General features: G+C 42.9%; 9 protein-coding genes. 1 reads left to right on the top strand and 8 read right to left on the bottom strand.

Translation table 11 applies throughout. From position 1 onward, the window contains the following. Positions 1 to 113: 113 nt before the first annotated feature. Genes I5349_RS13315 through I5349_RS13330 form a run of 4 tightly spaced genes read right to left on the bottom strand, consistent with a single transcriptional unit; the run spans position 114 to position 6,421 of the window. Positions 114 to 1,433, bottom strand: a complete 1,320-nt coding sequence (locus I5349_RS13315; RefSeq protein ID WP_226391275.1) for a TolC family protein — start codon at positions 1,431 to 1,433, stop codon at positions 114 to 116. Then, positions 1,433 to 4,495, bottom strand: coding sequence for an efflux RND transporter permease subunit (locus I5349_RS13320; protein WP_226391276.1), 3,063 nt, complete (start codon positions 4,493 to 4,495; stop codon positions 1,433 to 1,435). Before I5349_RS13320 ends, I5349_RS13315 begins: the two co-directional genes overlap by 1 nt. 15 nt (positions 4,496 to 4,510) lie before the next feature. Continuing rightward, positions 4,511 to 5,599, bottom strand: coding sequence for an efflux RND transporter periplasmic adaptor subunit (locus I5349_RS13325; RefSeq protein ID WP_226391277.1), 1,089 nt, complete (start codon positions 5,597 to 5,599; stop codon positions 4,511 to 4,513). 30 nt (positions 5,600 to 5,629) lie between these two features. Then, on the bottom strand, positions 5,630 to 6,421 hold the full coding sequence (locus I5349_RS13330) for an alpha/beta fold hydrolase (protein ID WP_226391278.1): 792 nt from the start codon (positions 6,419 to 6,421) through the stop codon (positions 5,630 to 5,632). A 268-nt stretch (positions 6,422 to 6,689) separates the two neighbouring features. Between I5349_RS13330 and I5349_RS13335 the strand changes: the two genes are divergently transcribed. Then, a complete protein-coding gene (locus tag I5349_RS13335) occupies positions 6,690 to 7,151 on the top strand; it encodes a CHY zinc finger protein (RefSeq protein WP_226391279.1) in 462 nt (153 codons plus the stop codon). A gap of 29 nt (positions 7,152 to 7,180) precedes the next feature. Here the strand turns inward: I5349_RS13335 and I5349_RS13340 are convergent, their stop codons facing one another. The 4 genes from I5349_RS13340 to I5349_RS13355 all read right to left on the bottom strand — a co-directional run. After that, positions 7,181 to 8,437, bottom strand: coding sequence for an OmpA family protein (locus I5349_RS13340; RefSeq protein WP_226391280.1), 1,257 nt, complete (start codon positions 8,435 to 8,437; stop codon positions 7,181 to 7,183). 20 nt (positions 8,438 to 8,457) lie between these two features. Beyond that, positions 8,458 to 9,468: a PorP/SprF family type IX secretion system membrane protein gene (locus tag I5349_RS13345; protein WP_226391281.1), complete on the bottom strand. Its 1,011-nt coding sequence runs from the start codon at positions 9,466 to 9,468 to the stop codon at positions 8,458 to 8,460. Between the two features lie 20 nt (positions 9,469 to 9,488). Then, the gene (locus tag I5349_RS13350; protein ID WP_226391282.1) at positions 9,489 to 15,290 is read right to left on the bottom strand and encodes an MBG domain-containing protein; all 5,802 of its coding nucleotides are present in this window, start codon (positions 15,288 to 15,290) and stop codon (positions 9,489 to 9,491) included. Positions 15,291 to 15,476: 186 nt separating this feature from the next. Continuing rightward, positions 15,477 to 19,838 (bottom strand): FG-GAP-like repeat-containing protein (locus tag I5349_RS13355; RefSeq protein ID WP_226391283.1); only part of this gene is annotated, 4,362 nt, incomplete at its 5' end.

A 19,838-nucleotide genomic window follows, 5' to 3' on the forward strand; every position in this document is an offset into this window, starting at 1 on the left:
AATTAAATAATTTGTCTAAGAATTCAAACTATAGCTTAGAGAAGGCTTGGCTTCAAAAAAGCAAAAACAGCTCCCTGAAGTATCAAGGAGCTGTTTTAATAGGTATCAAAAATTTATTGTGCTGCCTCCATAGACTCAAGTACCAAGCCACCAAGTCGTGTGAGCTCTATCTCCGCTTCTTTGATAGAAAAGGCCGCATCGATCAGTCTAGACTCTGCTAATAAGGCATTTTGCTGAGCTTCTCTAAATTCTAGCGCACTGGTATAGCCCTGCTTGAAGCGCTCAAAAGCAATATCTGCATTCTCCATAGCGACCTCATAGTTACGTTCTTCTATATCGAGAATTCTAATACTATTTTGATAAGCGACATAGGCTCTATTGATATCAGACTCTAGTTGGAGTTTCAATTCGCTAAATCTTGTCTCCTCATTGATTTGCTGGATATTGGCATTTTGAATTTGCCTATTCAGCGCAAATCCGCTGAAGAGATTGAGTCTGACAGTCGCACCATAGTCAAAACCCCTTGATTGGTTATTCAAAAGGAAACCTGCTTGGGAATTAAATCTTGTACGTGTATAAGATCCGTTCAACGTGATCTGAGGTAATCTCTGCGCTTGTAGTTCTCTCATCTGAAGATGAGACACATTGACCAATCGCTGTGCAGATAGTAGCTGTGGATTACTTGCATTGGACGCATTTAAGATAGTTTCAATATCCAAAGACTTATCAACCAAGATGGTATCATTGATCTCGATTTTGGTAGTGATAGGCTGAGCTAATAGCTGATTGAGTGCAATCCTTGCTTCCTCTATGACGCGCTCTTGATTGACCAAAGCCGTATAGTCCGCACTGTAATCTACCTGAGCTGCCAGATACTCTGCCTTACTTGCCCTTCCAAGCTCAAATTGATCTTTGGAAATGTCTAAGCGCTGTTGAGATAGGTCTAGCGTATTTTCAAAAGTGGCATACCGCTGCTGCTCTAGTACAAGTCTATAATAAGCTGTAGAGATCGCTGCGATGGTATTTTCTAAAATCACTTCTGCATCATACTGACTTACTTCTGCAAGTTTTCCTAACCTTTGGATAGTGAAAATAGAAGAAGGACTCAAGACATAATTCGCCTGTAAAGCTACACTTCCATTATCAGAGCGTGCATCATCTCTGACGTTTGTTCCACCATCACGGAAGACCTGCTCTACATCCTCCTGAGAGTAGCTTTTAGCAGCTGTCGCATCAAGTATGGGCATCACTGCCGACCAACCTATCTTATAGGAGTTTTCTGCTATACGCTCATTATTTTGAGCAATCTTGATTTGGTAATTATTTTCCAAACCAAGCGCTATAACCTCTTGAAAAGTAAGTGGTGTAGATTCTTGTGCTTGACCGAAAAATGGACTGACAAGTAGCCCAATTGCTAGGATATATTTTCTCATTAGACTCTGGCTAATCTTCCTTTTTTAGAAGTTAAATATGAATAAATGGCCGGTATCACGAAAAGCGTCAAGATAGTAGCGAAGATCATACCCCCTACCACTACGATTCCCATAGGCACCCTAGACTCTGATCCCGCGCCTAGTGCGAGTGCGATAGGAAGAATCCCTAGCACCGTTGATAAACTCGTCATCAAAATCGGTCTAAAACGTGCCTCTGAAGCTCCTACTATGGAGTCATAGATATTCAAGCCCTGCGCTTTTCTTTGGTTGGCAAACTCGACTATAAGGATACCGTTTTTAGTCACCAATCCGATCAACATGATGATACCAATCTGGCTGAAAATATTGAGCGTTTGTCCAAAGAAATACAAGGTTCCTAAAGCCCCAGCTAATGCCAAAGGTACAGTGAGCATAATGATCAGCGGGTCTATAAAGCTCTCAAATTGAGCTGCTAAGACTAAGTAAATCAAGACCAATGCAAAGATAAATGCGAAAATCAAGCTAGAGGAAGAGTCTGCAAATTCTAATGAAGCTCCCGTCAAGTCTGTCGAGAAAGTCTCATCCAACACTTCATCCGCTATCCTGTCCATCTCCTCAATTCCGTCACCAATGGTAAAGCCAGGATTGAGACCAGCAGATACCGTAGCACTGATGTATCTATTATATCTATAGAGCTGCGGTGGTGTGCTTTGCTCTGTGATTCTGATCAAGTTATCAAGTTGGATCAACTCTCCACTATCAGACCTTACGTACAAGGCACGCAAGTCTAGTGGCTGATTTCTGTTCTCCAACTTCACCTCACCAATTACCTGATATTGCTTGCCATTTCTATAGAAATAATCAAAGCGCTGTTCGGCATATGACAACTGAAGCGTTCTAGCTATTTGTTGGATCGATACGCCTAGTTTTCTAGCTTTCTCTCGATCGATGTCTATGGCTACTTCAGGCTTGGTAAACTTCAAGTTGATATCCGAGAAGTTGAATACATTGCTTTCCCCTACTTTTTCTAAGAACTCTGGCAGTTTTCCTTTTAGTTGTTCGATGGTATTGGCTTGAATCACAAACTGCACCGGCAAACCACCTCTTCTATCACCAATAGACTGCGGCTGAGAAGCAAAAGCCCTCGCACCAGTATTTCTTTTTAGGATACCTGATAGTTGCTGATAAATTTCGTCTTGTGACTTATCACGATTGACCGCATCCACTAAGATCAGTCGCACAAAACCAGAATTGGTACTGTTAGAGCCAAAACCTGGAGACACTACTGCAATCGTACCCTCTATATAAGCTGTATCTATTTCTGATTTGATGTCATTTTCTACATTAGTGATGTACTTCTCCATGTAGTCAAATGTCGCTCCTTCAGGGCCTACCATGTTGATACGAATCTCTCCTCTATCTTCAGTAGGAGCAAGTTCAGATGGGATGTTTTGGAAAAGCACATAAACAGCTCCAGCCATTGCAAGCAAGAAAACAAATGATAGCCACCTCACTTTCATGAAACCCGCTAATGACTTTGCATAAAGGTCATTGAGCCACACAAAGAAAGGTTCTGTCTTTTGATAAATCCAGTTGGGCTTCTCACGTCTTTTGAGCAAACGTGAGCTGAGCATAGGTGTCATCGTCAAGGCTACAAAAGAAGAGATGATCACCGCACCTGCTACTACGATACCAAACTCTCTAAAGAGTCTACCTGTGAGACCTTGTAAGAATATCACTGGCATAAATACCGCAGCCAAGGCTACTGTAGTGGCAATTACCGCAAAGAAAATCTCTCTAGAACCTGCAATGGCAGCTTCCATCGGTTTCTCGCCCTTTTCTATCCTCGTGTAGATGTTTTCTAGGACCACGATGGCATCATCTACCACCAATCCAATAGACAGTACGATACCAAGAAGTGTCAACACGTTAATCGAGAAGTCCATCACATACATGATGAAGAATACCCCAATCAAGGAAATCGGAATAGTCAATACAGGAATGAAAGTCGTTCTCCAGTCTCTTAAGAAAAGGAAGATAATCAACACCACGAGTATAAAAGCCGTGATGATGGTCTCTTGTACCTCTGCGATGGATCTTCTGATATATTCCGTATTGTCAAAACCCACGCCTATTTTGATGTCATCTGGAAGGTCTTTTTTGATTTGTTCTACTCGCTTATAAAACTCATCAGCAATCTCAATATTATTAGATCCTGGCAGTGGGGTTACAACCACCCCAACCATCGGAATACCATCTCTCTTGAGTACTGAGCGCTCATTGAGTGCCGCTAGCTCAGCATAACCGATATCTTGGAAGCGAACGATATTATCACCATCTTCTTTGATGATCAATTGGTTAAAGTCATCTGGCGTGTTGAGCAAGCCTCTTGTACGCACAGACATTTCAATAGTGTTTCCTTGTAGCTTACCAGATGGCAGCTCTACGTTATTGTTATTTACCCTATCAAATACATCGATCGGAGTCACCCCGAAGGATGCCATTTTGTAAGGATCCATGCGCATACGCATGGCGTATTCTTTGTCACCCCAAATCCTAATCTCACTGACACCTGGAATGGTCTGCAATCTTTCTTTGAAAACGTTTTCTGCTATCTCAGACATTTCTAGCAGTGAGCGTTCATTACTTTGCACACTAAGAAAAACGATCGGCTGAGAATCGGCATCTTGCTTGGACACTGTTGGAGGCTCAGCATCGTCTGGCAAACTTCTAACCGCTCTGGACACTTTATCCCGCACGTCATTGGCCGCGGTCTCGAGGTCTGCTCCCAACTCAAACTCTACTGTAATGCTACTTCTACCATCAGAACTGGTAGATGTTAGGGTCTTGATACCAGCGATACCATTGATAGACTCTTCGAGTACTTCAGTGATTTGAGATTCTATGACATCTGCATTAGCACCTGCATAAGAAGTGCTGACATTGATCACAGGGGGGTCTACACTTGGATATTCTCTGACACCTAAGAAGCTGATCCCTAGCACACCAAAGATGATAATCGTGATGGACATCACCATCGCGAGTACTGGTCTGCTGATACTTATTTCTGATAAACTTGCCATTTGGTATTTGCTAGATTATTGTTCTTGCACGTCCACGATCTTCACTGGACTGCCTGTCTTCACTGCTAATATACCCGTAGTCAATACGGTGTCTCCTGCACTCAATCCTTCAGTGATTTGGATTTCTTGTGCAGTTCTCAAACCAATTTTCACCTGTTGTTCTTTAGCCTTACCATCTTTCACGACAAAAACTTTAAATCCTCCCAACTCTGGGATAAGCGACTGAGTAGGAATCGTGATCGTGTTTTGCTCTACATCTAAGATCAACTTGATGTTGACAAACATCCCTGGAAGTAGTGCCCCATTTCTATTTGGGCTGAGCGCTCTCATGGTCAAGGTTCTAGTAGAGACATTGATATTAGGCTCTATCGCATATACCTCTCCTGTCGCTTCTCCATCGATCGCATCATTGGTAAAAGCTATTTTATTGCCTACTCTGACGATGCCTGCATAGCGCTCTGGTATAGAAAACTCAATCTTAACAGGATCTATGCTCACGATCGTAGCAATGTTATCTGCCGTAGAGATGAAGCTACCCTCACTGACTTGTCTCAAACCGATGACCCCATCAAACGGTGCTTTGATAATAGATTTATTGATCTGCGCCTCTACCACTTTGATATCCGAGAGGTTGGTATTGAGCTCTGTCAGCGCTTGATCATACTCAGCTTGGCTGATCGCTTCTCTTTCTAAGAGTTTGCGCTGTCTCTCTTCGCTAATTTCAAAAAGTTTTTGGCTGTAAGTCAATCGCTCCAACTGTGCACGCTGCTCTTCATCATTGAGATAAACTAGTGGTTGACCTTTCTTGACCTTCTCTCCTTCTTTGAAAGTAATCCTAGTAATCTTGCCTGCTATCTCTGGCTGTAAATTAACCACCTCATTGGCGAGGATATTACCCGTCACATTGATAGTATTGGCCAATTCCTTTTTCTTCAAAACCACTGTTTGTACAGGGATAACTTCTGGTCCTGTGACAGCATTGCCCGCTTGAGGCTTTGGACCATCTGCCTTTTCTTCAAAAATCCCCAACTTGGGAAGTATGATAATGGCTAAAATGACCAATACTATGGCCCCGATTAATAATCCCTTCGTTTGCTTATTCATCGATTGATCTGATAAAATATATTAATTTGCTTATGATGCTTTTCTTTGCTCTTGTAAAAAAGATAGTGCCAACTGATTAAATACTTCAGGCTGTTCCACATTGCAGACATGCCCGCATTTGTCGATCACTTTCAGTATTGCATTTTTATGCTTTGATGCCATCTGTCTGACTGGTCCTAAAAACATATGATCTTCCTCTCCCATCACATATAAGATCGGTATTTTGATTTCCTTCTCATTAAAATATCTCAAAAGTGGATTGACCTCTGCGGTGAGTTTAAACCACTTCAAAAACTCTTTTTGATACAACCTCTTCGCCTCTCTGACAAATAAGTTTCTGGACTCTGCATGCCTTTTTCTCGGCATGATGATCCAAGCAAACAGTTTGTACAACCACATATAAGGCATCACCCGCTTAAACATGTTGCCTACTCCTACAAAGAACCTAGAGCGGATATTGAGTCTTGTGATCGCACCCGCCATGATCAAGGAATCTACGCGATCAGGGGCTAGCTCTCCTAGATTTCTGATGATGATCGTCCCTAGGGAAACACCCATGAAGTGTGCACTTTTGATCTGCAAGTGATCCATCACCTCTAGGATATCTCTCGAAACTGCTTCGAAAGTGTAGTCCTTATTCATGAAGTCCTTGACAATTCCTTTTGATTTGCCGTGCCCTCTTAAGTCTAGGAGAAGGATATTAAAATGCGGCTTAAAAGCCCTGATCTGCTTAAACCAAATAGCAGAACTACCTCCCGCTCCGTGGACAAAGATGACCCATTCATGTGATGGGCTAATGACATATTGGTTGTAGTACAGCATAAATTTAAACTCCCGATAGACTTAACTCCCAAGGAGTTTTAATGTTGCCAATTCGAAAATTAATACATTGGGATAGGGGAGAAAATCTAGATTTTATCAATGGTAGGGTATAGAGATGAGTGGTTTGAATGAAAACGGCAACAAGTAAGCCCTCTGATAAGTTCTGCATCCCTTGATAATTCATTAAAAATCTAGTTTGCAAAGGTAGCTGTAAAACATTTCAAAAAATAATGGCTTAATTTGACATCAGAATTAGCACAATCAACCTATGTCATCTATCAAATCATACTATAATAGATTATTTACCCTACTACTCATCAGTACCCTTTACATCTATTCAGGACATGCTATGGCACAACAAAAAGCTGGGCCTTTCAAAATCGTAGAAATCAAAGGGGTATCCGTATTTGGGCAGTCAGTGGACAATCAGACCCGCTGTGTACATTGGCACTCTGATCTAGACATTATTGCGATCAAGTTTAAGTGCTGTGAGAAGTATTACCCATGCTTCTCCTGTCATGAAGAGGAAGCTGATCACAAGCACCAAGTATGGCCGAAAAAGGAATTTGATCAAAAGGCCATCCTATGCGGTGTTTGTGGTACAGAACTCAGCATCAAAGACTATATGGCTTCTAATAATACCTGCCCGAACTGCCAATCAGCCTTCAACCCTGGCTGTAGCAAGCATTATCATCTGTATTTTGAGACGGATGAGAAGAAAAAAGAGTGATGAATATTCATCACTCTTTTTTGCCTCAATCACTTCACCACAAAGACTTCCACTTTACGGTAGGCTTGACTAGTACTTGTTGTCGCTGGGGCTAGCTTGATCTCAAAAGTGATCCCTTCTAAACCCGCTAGTTTGATCAAGTTGGCTATGTGTTCCGCTCTTAATCTTTTGACTCTTTCATTGACTTCGTCTGTACCAACAGCATCTGCATAGCCGATGATCTCTAATTGGCTACTTGGCTTGCTTCTGAGCATTTCTATGAGTTCGGTGACTTCTTCCTTAGCCTTGAAGTACTGATCTCTGTCATAATAAGTCGTGAAAATCATCTCCCTTGTTGGCATTTGAACAGTCTCTACAGGAGTAGCTTTTTCTGTTGATGCTTGTTGTGGTTTAGGAGGTGCTGGTGTTTCTTCTTGCTTGGCCAAGGTCTGTGGAGTAGCTTTTGCATAAACTGTCATGACCGATAGTTGATCCTCATTGGCTGGAGCACTCACTGCCCAAACCTCTCCAAATGGTCTGTAATAATAAACCGTTTCTTTCTTAGCAGTCATATCACTCAAATCATAAAGCTGACTAGCTGACCATTCGCTGTCTCCTGATCTCGTACTGTAGTAAATCTTTAGATTGCCTGTCCTATCACTCGTGTAGAAGAGCGTATCTCCTTTCACATACATCCCAAACTCTCTATACTTGCTATTGATCTGCTCCCCTAAGTTAATGGGCTTTGACCAAGTTTTCTCTTCCTTGTTATACTGCATGCTGTAGATATCATCTCTGCCTACCGTTGGTCTTAACTCTGCTGCTAGCAAGAGGGTCTCTCTATCTGGGGATAAATAGTACTCGCCACTCGTGGAGCGAACATTAAGCTTTGGTAGCTTCCTTGTCTCTACTAACTTGAGTTGTTGCCCTTCTGCTGTCAATTCATAGATTCGGATCTCATGACTTCTCTTACTTGTTTTATGATAAGTGTAAAGGGTTTTCCTATCCTCAGATACACCTATCACATCATTGATATAGCCATCGTTAATTGTTGTTAGATCTAGTGGCGTATTTTGCTTCTCGATGTATTTTACTCCTATCACTTGGAAGGGCCTACTATCTTGCTTGTGGGCATACAGTAGGTAGTTGTCTCCCAACAGCTCTGGGCTCAACATCTCCTCTTGGTCTTCAAAAATCTGTAGGACTTTGACACTTGATTGCCCTTGGGCGGTGTATTGTAACAGCAGGAACAATGCTGTCAATAGGTAACCTGTCGTATGTCGCTTGTACTTGTATAGTTGTTTCATCTTCGTCTCTTTTTGGGCTATTACCACATCAATACTTGCTTGAGGTATTTTGGATACTTCACCTTGTGCAGGTTCATGGTCATGATGAACTCACTGGTATTGCTACCAAACTGCTGAGCATCTCCTGTAGGGATCTCATAGCTATAGCCCAAGCGCATCTGACCTAGTCTAAAGCCTACTGTCATCGTGTATGCCAAGTCCCATCTGTAGCCTGCTCCAAGCCATGCTGTATTCATGAATACGCCCTTGATCTGTCCTTCTGCATTCTGTCCCAAGCGCTCATCATAGCGATAAATCCCATTAAATACCAAACCAAACTGATCTGTAAGCGCTCTCCTATAGCCTCCTTGGAGAATGTGCTGCATAGCAAAGTCTTCATTCAAGAAGTTGTCTCCTCCATTGATCTTACCTTGCGCCAAGTCCTGTAATGCATAGCCTAAGTAGTAGTTGTCACTGGTCAGCATCAAGCCTGCATTGAAGTCTAGTCTGTTCTGATTAGCAAAGCGACCAAAGTAACTATCGATCACTTGGTCTTGGTCATTCAAAAAGCGAATTTGACTTCCGTCTAGGCGGTGTTGGTTATAGGTGACAGCTGCCCCTAGTCTGAGTTGAGTCTTAGCGGTCAACTGTACCCTGCTGCCATAGCTCAAGTGAAGTTGTGTTTCTGTAAAAGGCCCATTGGTATCATGGTAGATTAGGAAGCCAAAGGCATTCTTAGCCCCTGGAGCGACATAGTTGATCTCTTGAGTAGAAACCACTGTTTCTTCCGTCTTCCATCGACTAAAGTCAGCCAAGTCTAGCTCTATACTGGCAAACAGGGTTTCAGGTGCCCCATCGAAGCCTCCCCATTGGTTGCGATAGAAGAGTTTGCCCATACTTCCCTCATAGCCCGTCAGGCCAGGGTTGAAGTACTGCTGGAACAAGCTAAAATTCCCTGTCTGCTTGAGCGTCTGGGCTTCTGCGCCTAGCCAGCTCATGGTTAGGAAGGCTACCAAGAGCCCTCCTTTGATGATGTTTTTATATGTTTTCATTGTAATTATTTAGTCAGTGGTTATAGTATCAATACATTCCCATTCAGCACACGCTTGCGACCATTCTCCATGATCTCAATGATGTAGTAGTACACACCCCTGTTGACGCTTGCTCCTTGCATGTCTTTCAGACCATCCCATGCTTTGCTTGGGTCTCTGGTCTCAAAGATGGTACGACCATCTCTGTCCACTACTATGATGCGCACATCAGGTAAGTGTATCAAGTCTGGGATGATCCAAGCATCGTTTTTACCATCTCCATCTGGGGTGATCGTATTCGGCACAAAGATCTCTTCGACTGATGGTTCTTCTCTAGTCAGGGTAAATGCCTGCTCCAAGAAATTACCCGCTGGGTCAACTGATCTTATCCTGATGTTTACTGAGCTCTTTCCTGCCAGTGCTTGTAGTTGGGCAGTGTTTAAGTAAAGCCCATTATCTATGATATTGAAGAACTCATTGTCTGTATCACCGGCTCCCATCACTAAGAAATAGGTATGTTGCGTATCATCTGCATCAGTCGTACTCAAAGTAGCTACAGGCGTATTCGGATCTTGATTGGCCGCAAAGACTGTTCTGCTGATACTGATAGCCGTTGGACCAGCATTGATCACTGTCAGCGTGATGCTTACCGTACCTGCTGTATAGTTAGTCGTAGCGGCTTGACTTGCTGTGATAGTCGTAGTACCCAATCCTCTTAAGCTTAAGACATCTCCCGTAAGTACCGCTACTTGTGTATCGGCAATGTTGTAAGTAAAGGCTCCCGTACTCGTTGAGCTAGGTGCAGTCAAACTTAAGTCTGCTGCTCCAAAGGTGGCGGTAATATCTTCCCAAGATAAGGTAGGAGTCGCTTGGGTGATCTCTAGATCTGCTGTTAAGACTAGCGTTGTATAGTTAGACCCAGTGATAGTAGCAGTTACCTCTTGTGTACCGACATCTGTTCTGCTATTGTTAGTATAGCTGACCGAAGTGCCTGTTGGTAGCGCACCTGTGATCGCTAAGCTTTTCTCCGTACCATCATAAGTGAAGCTCACATCATCAAAGGTGATTCCTGTGATCGTAGCTGGCGTGATCTCTAGGTCTGCTGTCAAGACTAGCGTTGTATAGTTAGACCCCGTGATAGTAGCAGTTACCTCTTGCGTACCGATATCCGTTCTACCATTATTAGCATAGCTAACTGTTGTACCTGTTGGCAATGTACCTGTGATCTCTAGGGATTTTTCCGTGCCATCATAAGTGAAGATGCCATCTTCGAAAGTGATCCCTGTGATCGTAGCTGGCGTAATCGTCAGATCCGCTGTCAAGACTAGGGTCGTGTAGTTAGCCCCTGTGATCGTAGCGGTTACCTCTTGCGTACCGATATCCGTTCTACCATTATTGGTATAGCTCACTGTTGTACCTGTTGGCAATGTACCCGTGATCGCTAGGGATTTTTCTGAGCCATCATAAGTAAAGCTGGCGTCTTCGAAGGTTACCCCTGTGATCGTAGCTGGCGTGATCGTCAGATCAGCTGTCAAGACCAGAGTCGTATAATTAGCCCCCGTGATCGTAGCCGTCACCTCTTGTGTCCCTACATCTGTTCTACCATTATTGGTATAGCTAACTGTTGTACCTGTTGGCAATGTACCTGTGATCGCTAGGGATTTTTCTGAGCCATCATAAGTAAAGCTGGCAGCCTCAAAGGTGATTCCTGTGATCGTAGCTGGCGTGATCGTAAAGTCAGCACCTGTAAAGTCAATGCTGTAATTGGCATTAGCTACTAAACTACCTTGATTGATCACATAAGTACCTACATCTTCTCCTGCTACTCTAGCTAATGTACCTGACAGTAAGCTAACATCATCTCCCGTAGCAAAACCAGTAGCAGTATAAGTGAACACAGGGTCCGTTGTACCAAAGACTTTTTCTTGGTTAGGATCTACGGTGACTGTTAGCGTGGCTGGGGTGATCGTAAAATCAGCACTTATAAAGTCTATCATGTAATTTGGCCCAGCATCCAAAGTCCCCAAATTGATTGTATAGGTTCCGACATCTTCTCCTGCCACTCTAGTTAAGGCTCCTGTAAGGATGCTTTCATCATCTCCTCCTTCAAAACCAGTAGCCGTATAAGTGAAGATAGGATCGGCATCACCATACACTTTATTTTGGTCTGCATCGGCAGTGATGGTTAAGGTCTTTTTAGCCGTAGTAAAAATCACTTCATCTCCGTATGTAGTAATACCATTTTGATTGGTACTGTATGCTTTTACATAATAAGTTGTATTTAAATCCAATCCTGTGACTAGCTCGGAAAATGAGTTACCCGCTAAAGTCATTACTACCTTAGCATCTGAAATATCTGGGTTAGCAGTAGTGGAATAAACAATTCCTGATTCTTGTGCACAATCCAAGGCATTCAGTAATTCCCCTCCCAACACAGCATTTGAAAAACTGATAGAAGATGGAGTGGAAGTAGTAAGCTGTATTGGTAATGGTTCAGTTATATCAATTGACTTGGTAATGGAACAGCCATCTGCATCTGTAATTTTCACTGAATAGTTCCCAGCAGAAAGCCCATTCACCATAGCAGAAGATGGCCCATGATCCCATTCATAAGTAAAAGGAGCTAGACCTTCACTTGGAGTTACATCAATTGAGCCATCAGACCCACCGTTGCAAGTTACATTAGTAGAAACAAGATCAACTTCCAGTATATTAACCTCAATGAGATTGGTTCTGGTCAAGGTTCTACTACAGCCATCCAAATCCCGCACAGTAAGCGAAACCGTATAAAGTCCAGCACTTGTATACTCATGTGTTGGATTAAGTTGGGTTGAACTTGTCCCATCTCCAAAATTCCATAAGTAACTAATTATCGGAGACCCTGAGCTAGAACTATTTGTAAATGATACTGAAAGAGGCCCACATCCTTCGGTAACATCCTGAGTGAAATCTACATCTGGACCGATCACCTGAATTAAATTCGAAGAAGTCTTTGTATCCGTACAACTAGTTCCAGAATTTATGCTGAGTGAAACAGTAAACGTTCCAGGAGACTGATAGGTATGCGTAGGGTTCTGTTCAGTAGATGTGGTGCCATCTCCAAAATCCCAAGTCCAACTAGTAGCCCCGTCAGACATATCCTCAAATTCCACCGTTAGTGGCCCACACCCAAATGACCCGTTTGAATCAAAGTCAGCAGAAATAAGTTGATTTGAGAATACTTTTTCTATGACTGAAGAACATCCAGTAACTGAATTACTTGCGGTCAGGCGAACTGTGAACTCCCCAAAAGAAGTGTAGGAATAGATAGGGTTTTCAGCAGTACTTGTTGCTCCATTTCCAAATTCCCAGAGCCAAGTGTCCGCATCTGTAGAACTGTCGGTAAAGAATACTGTAGCCGGGCTGGAGCAAGCACTAGAAGGGCTTATGGTGAAATTAGCTACTGTAGTACATGCTACTGGTAAAATAGTCAGCTCCGCAGTCAAAATCAAGGTCGTGTAATTAGCTCCTGATACTACAGCAGTCGCTTCCTGAGTACCCGCACTACTTCGTGTGTTATTTGAATAGCTAGCTGATACACCTGCTGGAAGCGTACCTGTGATAGTCAAGGATTTAGCTGTTCCATCAAAGTCAAAGCTGGCATCTTCGAAAGTAATCCCAGTGATGGTCGCAGGAGTAATCGTAAAGACTGCTGGATTTAGAACAAAATTATAATCTGGTCCAGCACTTAAATTACCCAAATTAAAGGCATAAGTCCCTACATTCTCTCCAGGGGCTCTAGAAAGGGCTCCGGTCAAGATAGAATCATCATCCCCAAGATTAAAACCACTTACTGTATAGGTGAATGAGGCTGGATCTACAGCACCAAATACTTTTTGTTGATTAGCTGTTGGGGTAATGGTCAAAATACTAAGGACTTCGTTCACAGTAATCGTAAATGTATCCGAATCCGTAAGAGCTCCCCCTGAACCAGAGAATCCTCGATCATTTGTGGTTATTGAAATGCTTGCCGCACCATTGTAGCCAGTGTTTGGAGTGAAGATCAATCCATTCAATGCGCTATTAATAGCTGCGATTGTACCTTGGAAAACCATGGATGAATTATTTACTCCTGTTCCAGTGGTGAATGTGAGACCTGCGATACCTGAAAGCTCTAACAAACCATTAGTAGCTGACAAGGATACTTCTATGACTGCTCCACCGGCATCCACATCGCTTACGCTGATCAAGTTACTATTGGCACTTGAAAAAATAAGGGATGTATTTTGATCAATTTCTTGAGCACCAGGAACCGTATTAACTGGCGCATCATTGACTGCAGTGACATTGATATTTACACTTGCTGCATCAGCCAATGCTCCCCCACCTCCTGTATTCCCATTATCATTGATGTTGATAGCCAAGGTCACATCGGAGGTTGAGTTCAATGCTGTGGTAAAAGTCAAGTTACCTGCTGAAATGAATGTATTGATATCGTTGATAGCACCTGTTAGTATTCTTGAACTTGAGGTACCTCCTACTGTCACACCACCTCCACTGGTGGCAGACAGTGTACCACTAGATACATTAAAAGTTACGGTCACGGCATTTGATCCAGCATCTACATCACTAAAAGAAATCCCTGTTAATCCCCCAGGTTCATCTTCAAAGACACTTATAGATGAGGGTCCGCTAATACTTGGAGGATCATTGAATCCTGCAACAGTGAGTGTAAATGTATCCGTAACTGTCCCGCCACTTCCATCGTTGGCTATTACATCAATGCTTAATGTTCCAACATTCGCATTCAAAGGTGTGCCACTAAACGTCCTAGTTGCGCCATTAAATGACAACCAAGTAGGAAGTGGCGTACCACCTGACAATTGAGCAGTATAAGTTAAGGCCGTACCTGCATCAGCATCCGCAAAAGTGTTAAGTGCAAATTGGAAAAAGAATGCTATGTCCTCTGTTGCATTTTGATTTGGAATTGGATTGGCTACTGTTGGAGCATCATTTACGTTAGCTACTGTCAGGGAAAAATTATCTGTTACTGTACCTCCATTGCCATCATTTGCTATAACGGTGATACTATATGTCCCTACATTAGCATTTAAAGGTGTGCCACTAAAAGTCCTCGTAGCAGCATTGAATGACAACCATGCAGGCAGTGGCGTACCTCCTGACAATTGAGCCGTATAGGTTAAAGTCGTACCTGCATCCACATCCGCAAAGGTATTAAGCGCAAATTGGAAATTGAATGCTATGTCCTCTGTACCGTTTTGATTTGGAATGGGATTGGCTACTGTAGGTGCACTATTCATCGGCCCTGTAATCGCAGTACCATAGGTGAAATCATCTATGGCTACATAAAAATCAGCAGCCTCTATTCTAATTTCATCCACATCATAAAAATCGGGATCACTCGCAAATGATTGCACTCCATTGAAAACAATTGTTTTTGGATCCCCAATAGGATTTCCATTTTTGTATCCTCTGATTGTACCTGATGTAGAGGTATTTAGTCCCCCTGGATCTCTATTAAATATCCATATCTCTCTAAACTGAAACTCTGATCCTCCATCTCTAGTAATAGTCCACCTTGTAAGTGCTCCTAGATCCAAATTACCATCGATCAGAGCCACTGAACCTCCTGACCCAGCACCACTAGTAAAGCCTATATTATATGGACTAGCTGGATTCAAATTTGAAGCAAAAGTAAAACCTTCATAAGAGATGGACTTTATTGCACCAATAGCTGGTGGATTTTCAAAATCAATCACAGTAACCTGTGCATTCCCTTGAATTGTGAAACCAAAGGTTAGTAAGCCCAGCACAGCTAGGCAACGTAGTAAAAATTTGTTCATAAAAGATGATTTGGTGATATAAGTATACCTTGTTGGTATTATTTGGCTCATCACCAAATACAATTTCCCTCAAAATTCCCTATTTTCAGCAAGTTACATTTTAGTTAAATTAAATTACAAAATATATGACACATAATTTTTCTAGTATTTAAGTGGTTAAATCTTATCTATTGCCTATTGTAATTCTCATAAGACTAATACATTCCCATTCAGTACGCGCTTGCGACCATTCTCCATGATCTCAATGATGTAGTAGTACACGCCCTTGTTGACGCTTGCTCCTTGCATGTCTTTCAGACCATCCCATGCTTTGCTTGGGTCTCTGGTCTCAAAGATGGTACGACCATCTCTGTCCACTACTATGATGCGCACATCAGGTAAGTGTATCAAGTCTGGGATGATCCAAGCATCGTTTTTACCATCTCCATCTGGGGTGATCGTATTCGGCACAAAGACCTCCTCAACTGATGGTGCTTCTCTAGTCAGGGTAAATGTCTGCTCGAAGAAGTTACCCGCTGGGTCAACGGATCTTATCCTGATGTTTACTGAGCTCTTTCCTGCCAGTGCTTGTAGTTGAGCCGTGTTTAAGTAAAGCCCATTATCAATGATATTGAAGAACTCATTGTCTGTATCACCGGCTCCCATCACTAGGAAGTAGGTGTGCTGCGTATCATCTGCATCAGTCGTACTCAAGGTAGCTACAGGCGTATTCGGATCTTGATTGGCCGCAAAGACTGTTCTGCTGATACTGATAGCCGTTGGGCCAGCATTGATCACTGTCAGTGTGATGCTTACCGTACCTGCTGTATAGTTTGTCGTAGCGGCTTGACTTGCTGTGATAGTCGTAGTACCCAATCCTCTTAAGCTTATAGTATTTCCAGTTACTATCGCTACTTGTGTATCGGCAATGCTGTAAGTAAAGGCTCCCGTACTCGTTGAGCTAGGTGGGGTCAAACTAAAGTCTGCTGCTCCAAAGGTGGCGGTAATATCTTCCCATGTTAGAGTAGGAGTCGCTGGCGTGATCATTAGGTCAGCTGTTAGTACCAAAGTAGTATAATTAGACCCAGTGATCGTGGCAGTCACTTCCTGAGTACCCACATCCGTTCTACCATTATTAGCATAGCTGACCGAAGTGCCTGTTGGTAGCGCACCTGTGATCGCTAAGCTTTTCTCCGTACCATCGTAAGTGAAGCTCGCGTCTTCGAAAGTGATGCCTGTGATCGTAGCTGGCGTAATCGTCAGATCCGCTGTCAAGACCAGAGTCGTATAATTAGCCCCCGTGATCGTAGCCGTCACTTCCTGCGTACCTGCATCCGTTCTACCATTATTAGCATAGCTAACTGTTGTACCTGTTGGTAGCGCACCTGTGATCGCTAAGCTTTTCTCCGTGCCATCGTAGGTGAAGCTTGCATCGGCAAAGGAGATTCCTGTGATCGTAGCTGGCGTGATCGTAAAATCAGCACCTGTAAAGTCAATGCTGTAATTGGCATTAGCTGCTAGACTTCCTTGAGTAATTGCATAGGTTCCGACATCTTCTCCTGCTGCTCTTGCTAATGTACCTGACAGTAAGCTGACATCATCTCCCGTAGCAAAACCTGTAGCCACATAAGTGAATATAGGATCTGTTGTCCCAAAGACTTTTTCTTGTCCAGCATCTACTGTGATTGTTAGCGTGGCTGGCGTGATATCTGCTGACAGATTAGACAATACTAAGGTGTAGTTTCCTTGGTCTGCCCCTGATAAACTTAAGCCTGATACTGATACTGGGATAGCTGTTCCTACATTGGCTTGGGCAAAATTCCCTTCTGCTGTGCCTGAAACAGTCACTACATCTGATCCTAATGGTGTGATAGAAGGCGTGCCTGTCAAGGTAGCCACCGTTGTACCATCATATACCTTGTCCTCAGCAGCTAGGCCTGTAAGTACAAGTTCAGCTGGCGTGATATCCGCTGTAGCCGTAGGTGCTCCAGATAGGTCTAGCATATAGATGCCAGCATCTGTACCTCCTAGCGTGATATTCGTGATGCTAACTTCCTTGTCTGCGCCTGCTTGCTTATCAGCAAAACTAAATTCAATACTTTCAATGGTCACATCTTCGGCTCCTAATAAGATACCATCCAATGTCAAAGCATTGCTTGAAACAACTGCTGTAGCATCTCCATCATAGACTTTATCCGCTATTTCAAATGTTCCTGATAGCGTAAGCTTTGGAGGTAATATCTCGAAACTAGTTTCAGTACTGAAAGCTCCACCTAAATAGCCATTGTCTATCGCTTGTACCCTCCACTCGAAAGTTTTTCCAGCTAGACTGTCTGCAAAGTTCCAAGTATAGCTGGTTCCTAACTGGGCATTACCCATAGCTGGCAAGAGTCTCCAACCATCTGCCTCTAGAGCTTGTGGACTAGTCCTATAGTCCGTAGCTCCTTGCTCTCTAACATATACATTGTAGCTGAGAGAAGTACTAGGGGTACTATTATCCGTAGCCGCATCCCAGCTCAAGGTCACTTGTTTATTTATGGCATCTATTGTAGTTGCTAGATTTGTTGGGGCACTTGGTGCTGCATAAGTAGTCCCGTTTTCTACAGAATTATTACGATAAATCTTACTGATTCCTTGACCACCTGCTTTTCGACCTGTCAATAAAATGTCCAAATCCCCATCCCCATCATAATCGCCCCAGGCTACTGAGCCAAAATCTACCCCCTCTAAACCTGCGTCAATAGCTGTAAAAGTTTCATTCCCATTATTTCGGTAAACCCTGCTGATTCGCAGATTACTTGCAGTTAGACCTGTTAATAAAATATCCAAATCGCCATCCCCATCATAATCCCCCCAAGCTACTGAGGCATACCATACCCCTTCTAAGCCTGCGTTGATAGCTGTAAAAGTATCGTCCCCATTATTGCGATAAACCCTACTGATTGGCTGATTACTCGCATCTTGACCAGTTAATAAAATATCCAAATCGCCATCCCCATCATAATCTCCCCAGGCTGCAGAACTAACATATACCCCTTCTAAACCTGCATTGATAGCTGTAAAAGTGTCGTCCCCATTATTGCGATAAACCTTACTGATTGGTTGACCACTTGCATTTCGACCTGTTATTAAAATGTCCAAATCACCATCTCCATCATAATCTCCCCAAGCTACTGAACCAAAATCTACCCCCTCTAAACCTGCGTCAATAGCTGTAAAAGTTTCATCCCCATTATTGCGATAAACCCGACTTATTCTCTGATTACTTGCATTTCGACCTGTTAATAAAATATCCAAATCGCCATCCCCATCATAATCCCCCCAAGCTACTGAGGCATACCATAACCCTTCTAAGCCTGCGTTGATAGCTGTAAAAGTATCGTCCCCATTATTGCGATAAACCTTACTGATTGGTTGACCACTTGCATTTCGACCTGTTATTAAAATGTCCAAATCACCATCTCCATCATAATCTCCCCAGGCTGCAGAACTAACAATTACCCCTTCTAAACCTGCATTGATAGCTGTAAAAGTGTCGTCCCCATTATTGCGATAAACCCGACTGATTAGTCCGCTTGAACTAGAACCTGTTAATAAAATGTCCAAATCACCATCTCCATCATAATCTCCCCATGACACTGAGCTATAATCTACCCCCTCTAAAACTGTAGGGATTTCTTCAAAACTTGGAAGTGAAGGAATAAAACTTTCTGTGGCAGAAAAAGCCCCGCCTAAATAGCCATGATCTATCGCCTGTACCTTCCATTCAAAAGTCTTTCCAGCTAGACTGTCTGCAAAGTTCCAAGTATAGCTAGTCCCTAACTGGGCATTGCCTAAGGCCGGCAAGAGTCTCCATCCATCTGCCTCTAGAGCTTGTGGACTAGTGATGTAGTCAGTGGCTCCTTGTTCTCTGATATACACATTATAGCTCAGTGATGCGCTAGGGGTACTATTATCCGTAGCCGCATCCCAAGTCAAGGTCACTTGTCTATTTACGGTATCTATACTACTGCTTAGATTAGTTGGAGCAATAGGTACTTCATAAGTAGTCCCATTCTCTGACAAATTATTTCGATAAATCCTACTTACTCTTTGACCACTTGCATTTCGACCTGTTAATAAAATATCCAAATCACCATCTCCATCATAATCTCCCCAAGCTACTGAACTAAAACCTACCTCTTCTAAACCTGCATTGATAGCTGTAAAGGTATCATCCCCATTATTACGATAAATCCTACTGATTTGATCACTTGCACTAGAACCCGTCAATAAAATATCTAAATCACCATCCCCATCATAATCTCCCCAGGCTACAGAACTATACCCTACACCTTCTAAACCTGCATTGATAGCTGTAAAAGTGTCGTCTCCATTATTGCGATAAACCCGACTGATTAACTGAAGACTTGCATTAAAACCTGTTAATAAAATATCCAAATCACCATCACCATCATAATCGCCCCAAGCTGCAGAACCATAATATACCCCCTCTAAACCTGCGTTAATGTCTTCAAAGGTATTGTCTCCATTATTGCGATAAACCCGACTGATTCGTCCACTTGCAGC

The organism is Penaeicola halotolerans (genome assembly GCF_016464625.1).
Taxonomy (GTDB): Bacteria; Bacteroidota; Bacteroidia; order Cytophagales; family Cyclobacteriaceae; genus Penaeicola; species Penaeicola halotolerans.